The sequence below is a fragment of the Caballeronia sp. NCF2 genome (assembly GCF_023631205.1).
GTDB lineage: Bacteria > Pseudomonadota > Gammaproteobacteria > Burkholderiales > Burkholderiaceae > Caballeronia > Caballeronia zhejiangensis.
Map to the genome: position 1 here is coordinate 1 of NZ_JALQDN010000106.1, position 5,445 is coordinate 5,445.

The 5,445-nt window shown below is 53.3% G+C and carries 2 tRNA genes and 3 rRNA genes; all 5 read right to left on the reverse strand.

Annotated elements, in window-relative coordinates:
• Positions 1 to 10: 10 nt before the first annotated feature.
• A 5S ribosomal RNA gene (rrf, locus tag NCS02_RS36005) occupies positions 11 to 123 on the reverse strand.
• 156 nt (positions 124 to 279) lie between these two features.
• A 23S ribosomal RNA gene (locus NCS02_RS36010) occupies positions 280 to 3,162 on the reverse strand.
• Between the two features lie 285 nt (positions 3,163 to 3,447).
• Positions 3,448 to 3,523: transfer RNA gene (locus NCS02_RS36015), tRNA-Ala, on the reverse strand.
• A 47-nt stretch (positions 3,524 to 3,570) separates the two neighbouring features.
• Positions 3,571 to 3,647: transfer RNA gene (locus NCS02_RS36020), tRNA-Ile, on the reverse strand.
• 63 nt (positions 3,648 to 3,710) lie between these two features.
• Positions 3,711 to 5,242: ribosomal RNA gene (locus NCS02_RS36025) — 16S ribosomal RNA — on the reverse strand.
• The 16S, 23S and 5S rRNA genes sit together here with 2 tRNA genes alongside, the layout of an rRNA operon.
• Positions 5,243 to 5,445 lie beyond the last annotated feature (203 nt).

The following is a 5,445-nucleotide window of genomic DNA, read 5'->3' on the forward strand; positions in this document are numbered from 1 at the left end:
AGCATGAGGAGCCTGACGATTACCTACTTTCACACGGGTATCCGCACTATCATCGGCGTGGAGTCGTTTCACGGTCCTGTTCGGGATGGGAAGGGGTGGGACCGACTCGCTATGGTCATCAGGCATGACTTGTTGTTGTCTCGCCTGGGTGGGCGCGACAACCAATCTGGGAAGAAGTAGAAGTGTTTGGGGAGTGAGTGTCGCACAACGCTACTCAACCAGGGGTGGTATTGACCAAGCGCTGTGGCGCCAAGTCAGTACGTGAAACACACTGGTTATAGGATCAAGCCTTACGGGCAATTAGTATCAGTTAGCTCAATGCATTACTGCACTTACACACCTGACCTATCAACGTCCTGGTCTGGAACGACCCTTCAAGGGGCTCGAAGCCCCGGGGATATCTCATCTTAAGGCGAGTTTCCCGCTTAGATGCTTTCAGCGGTTATCTCTTCCGAACATAGCTACCCGGCGATGCGACTGGCGTCACAACCGGTACACCAGAGGTTCGTCCACTCCGGTCCTCTCGTACTAGGAGCAGCCCCCTTCAAATATCCAACGCCCACGGCAGATAGGGACCAAACTGTCTCACGACGTTTTAAACCCAGCTCACGTACCTCTTTAAATGGCGAACAGCCATACCCTTGGGACCGGCTACAGCCCCAGGATGAGATGAGCCGACATCGAGGTGCCAAACACCGCCGTCGATATGAACTCTTGGGCGGTATCAGCCTGTTATCCCCAGAGTACCTTTTATCCGTTGAGCGATGGCCCTTCCATACAGAACCACCGGATCACTATGACCTGCTTTCGCACCTGCTCGACTTGTCGGTCTCGCAGTTAAGCACGCTTATGCCATTGCACTATCAGCACGATTTCCGACCGTACCTAGCGTACCTTCGTACTCCTCCGTTACGCTTTGGGAGGAGACCGCCCCAGTCAAACTGCCTACCATGCACTGTCCCCGACCCGGATCACGGGCCAAGGTTAGAACCTCAAACAAACCAGGGTGGTATTTCAAGGACGGCTCCACCGAAACTGGCGTTCCGGTTTCATAGCCTCCCACCTATCCTACACAGATCGGTTCAAAGTCCAATGCAAAGCTACAGTAAAGGTTCATGGGGTCTTTCCGTCTAGCCGCGGGGAGATTGCATCATCACAAACACTTCAACTTCGCTGAGTCTCGGGAGGAGACAGTGTGGCCATCGTTACGCCATTCGTGCAGGTCGGAACTTACCCGACAAGGAATTTCGCTACCTTAGGACCGTTATAGTTACGGCCGCCGTTTACCGGGACTTCAATCAAGAGCTTGCACCCCATCATTTAATCTTCCGGCACCGGGCAGGCGTCACACCCTATACGTCCACTTTCGTGTTTGCAGAGTGCTGTGTTTTTATTAAACAGTCGCAGCCACCAGTTTATTGCAACCCTTTCACCCTCCTGGCGCAGGCCAGTCAAGCTACAAGGGCGTACCTTATCCCGAAGTTACGGTACCAATTTGCCGAGTTCCTTCTCCCGAGTTCTCTCAAGCGCCTTAGAATACTCATCTCGCCCACCTGTGTCGGTTTGCGGTACGGTCATCGTTAGACTGAAGCTTAGAGGCTTTTCTTGGAACCACTTCCAATTGCTTCGCTTCCGAAGAAGCTCGCGCCACGCCCTTGAATTACGCACCCGGATTTGCCTAAGTGCCTTCTCCAACGCAGCGACCGGGACGTCCAACACCCGGACAACCTTCCGCGATCCGTCCCCCCATCGCATCTAACAATGGTGCAGGAATATTGACCTGCTTCCCATCAGCTACGCATTTCTGCCTCGCCTTAGGGGCCGACTCACCCTACGCCGATGAACGTTGCGTAGGAAACCTTGGGCTTACGGCGAGGGGGCTTTTCACCCCCTTTATCGCTACTCATGTCAGCATTCGCACTTCCGATACCTCCAGCACGCTTTTCAACGCACCTTCGCAGGCTTACGGAACGCTCTCCTACCACACGTACTTGCGTACGCATCCGCAGCTTCGGTGACTGGCTTGAGCCCCGTTACATCTTCCGCGCAGGACGACTCGATCAGTGAGCTATTACGCTTTCTTTAAAGGGTGGCTGCTTCTAAGCCAACCTCCTGACTGTTTTAGCCTTCCCACTTCGTTTCCCACTTAGCCAATCTTTGGGACCTTAGCTGGCGGTCTGGGTTGTTTCCCTCTTGACACCGGACGTTAGCACCCGATGTCTGTCTCCCGTGATTGCACTCTTCGGTATTCGGAGTTTGCTATGGCGTAGTAATCCGCAATGGACCCCACAACCATGACAGTGCTCTACCCCCGAAGGTGATACACGAGGCACTACCTAAATAGTTTTCGGAGAGAACCAGCTATTTCCAAGTTTGTTTAGCCTTTCACCCCTATCCACAGCTCATCCCCTAACTTTTCAACGTTAGTGGGTTCGGTCCTCCAGTACGTGTTACCGCACCTTCAACCTGGCCATGGATAGATCACTTGGTTTCGGGTCTACGCCCAGCAACTGATCGCCCTGTTCGGACTCGCTTTCGCTACGCCTGCCTTAATCAGTTAAGCTCGCTACTGAACGTAAGTCGCTGACCCATTATACAAAAGGTACGCCGTCACCCGTTTCCAGGCTCCGACTGTTTGTATGCATGCGGTTTCAGGATCTATTTCACTCCCCTCCCGGGGTTCTTTTCGCCTTTCCCTCACGGTACTGGTTCACTATCGGTCGATCACGAGTATTTAGCCTTGGAGGATGGTCCCCCCATCTTCAGACAGGATTTCACGTGTCCCGCCCTACTTGTCGTACCCCTAGTTCTTCCTCGCTGTTTTCGTCTACAGGGCTATCACCTGCTATGGCCGCACTTTCCAGAGCGTTCGACTAACAACAAAGATAAAGAGTACAGGCTGATCCCATTTCGCTCGCCACTACTTTGGGAATCTCGGTTGATTTCTTTTCCTGCGGTTACTTAGATGTTTCAGTTCACCGCGTTCGCTCCACACAACCTATGTATTCAGTTGTGGGTACTCCATTAGGAGTGGGTTTCCCCATTCGGACATTTGTGGATCAAAGCTCGTTTGCCAGCTCCCCACAACTTTTCGCAGGCTACCGCGTCCTTCATCGCCTGTGATCGCCAAGGCATCCACCACATGCACTTGTTCGCTTGACCCTATAACAAGTGTGTCTCTCTCGAGCCACCCTCGCCATAGGCTGAGTATTCGCGTTGTGCCGTATTCCAAGTCATCATCAAGATCACTTTTCATACTTGATACAATCACTACCCTGACTACCCGACTCACACCCATCTCTAAGTGCTTTTAGATAGTCTCTTTACTACTTCTTCCAGATTGTTAAAGAACGTTTAGCCGACAAGCTCACTTCACTCGCCTGCGACATCAACTGGCTTTCAATCGCCAATGCAAAGTGCTTCACGAAACACTGCGCATTGAGGACTTGGTGGAGGATGACGGGATCGAACCGACGACCCCCTGCTTGCAAAGCAGGTGCTCTCCCAGCTGAGCTAATCCCCCGCGTCTTGCGTCTGCAGCCTCACTGACTGCCTGACTCATCTTGACCGTGGTGGGTCTGGTTGGATTCGAACCAACGACCCCCGCCTTATCAAGACGGTGCTCTAACCGACTGAGCTACAGACCCAAAGCCTGTCTTCAAACAACAGCCGATAAGCGTGAGCGCTTAACTTCGTGTGCGAAGCTCGAGAAAGGAGGTGATCCAGCCGCACCTTCCGATACGGCTACCTTGTTACGACTTCACCCCAGTCATGAATCCCACCGTGGTAAGCGCCCTCCTTGCGGTTAGGCTACCTACTTCTGGTGAAACCCACTCCCATGGTGTGACGGGCGGTGTGTACAAGACCCGGGAACGTATTCACCGCGGCATGCTGATCCGCGATTACTAGCGATTCCAGCTTCACGCAGTCGAGTTGCAGACTGCGATCCGGACTACGATCGGTTTTCTGGGATTGGCTCCACCTCGCGGCTTGGCAACCCTCTGTTCCGACCATTGTATGACGTGTGAAGCCCTACCCATAAGGGCCATGAGGACTTGACGTCATCCCCACCTTCCTCCGGTTTGTCACCGGCAGTCTCCTTAGAGTGCTCTTGCGTAGCAACTAAGGACAAGGGTTGCGCTCGTTGCGGGACTTAACCCAACATCTCACGACACGAGCTGACGACAGCCATGCAGCACCTGTGCGCCGGTTCTCTTTCGAGCACCCCCACCTTTCAGCAGGGTTCCGACCATGTCAAGGGTAGGTAAGGTTTTTCGCGTTGCATCGAATTAATCCACATCATCCACCGCTTGTGCGGGTCCCCGTCAATTCCTTTGAGTTTTAATCTTGCGACCGTACTCCCCAGGCGGTCAACTTCACGCGTTAGCTACGTTACTAAGGAAATGAATCCCCAACAACTAGTTGACATCGTTTAGGGCGTGGACTACCAGGGTATCTAATCCTGTTTGCTCCCCACGCTTTCGTGCATGAGCGTCAGTGTTGGCCCAGGAGGCTGCCTTCGCCATCGGTATTCCTCCACATCTCTACGCATTTCACTGCTACACGTGGAATTCTACCTCCCTCTGCCACACTCAAAGCCTGCCAGTCACCAATGCAGTTCCCAGGTTAAGCCCGGGGATTTCACATCGGTCTTAACAGACCGCCTGCGCACGCTTTACGCCCAGTAATTCCGATTAACGCTCGCACCCTACGTATTACCGCGGCTGCTGGCACGTAGTTAGCCGGTGCTTATTCTTCCGGTACCGTCATCCTCCATCCATATTAGGGACGAAGTTTTCTTTCCGGACAAAAGTGCTTTACAACCCGAAGGCCTTCTTCACACACGCGGCATTGCTGGATCAGGGTTGCCCCCATTGTCCAAAATTCCCCACTGCTGCCTCCCGTAGGAGTCTGGGCCGTGTCTCAGTCCCAGTGTGGCTGGTCGTCCTCTCAGACCAGCTACAGATCGTCGCCTTGGTAGGCCTTTACCCCACCAACTAGCTAATCTGCCATCGGCCGCCCCTATAGCGCGAGGTCCGAAGATCCCCCGCTTTCTCCCTTAGGTCGTATGCGGTATTAATCCGGCTTTCGCCGGGCTATCCCCCACTACAGGACACGTTCCGATGTATTACTCACCCGTTCGCCACTCGCCACCAGGGTTGCCCCCGTGCTGCCGTTCGACTTGCATGTGTAAGGCATGCCGCCAGCGTTCAATCTGAGCCAGGATCAAACTCTTCAGTTCAATTCCTGTTACTGTTTTCTATTCTTCCGAATAGGTCGCTCACTCAACGTACTGACGATGATTTATTCCATCCAAAGATGAACAAACCTTCCTCTGATACTTCGTGTGAGACTCTTGATACCTTTGCTATCGCCGATTCCGAAGAACCAGCCGCACTCGCCATCAAGCGCCCACACTTATCGGCTGTTAGTTTTTAAAGAGCA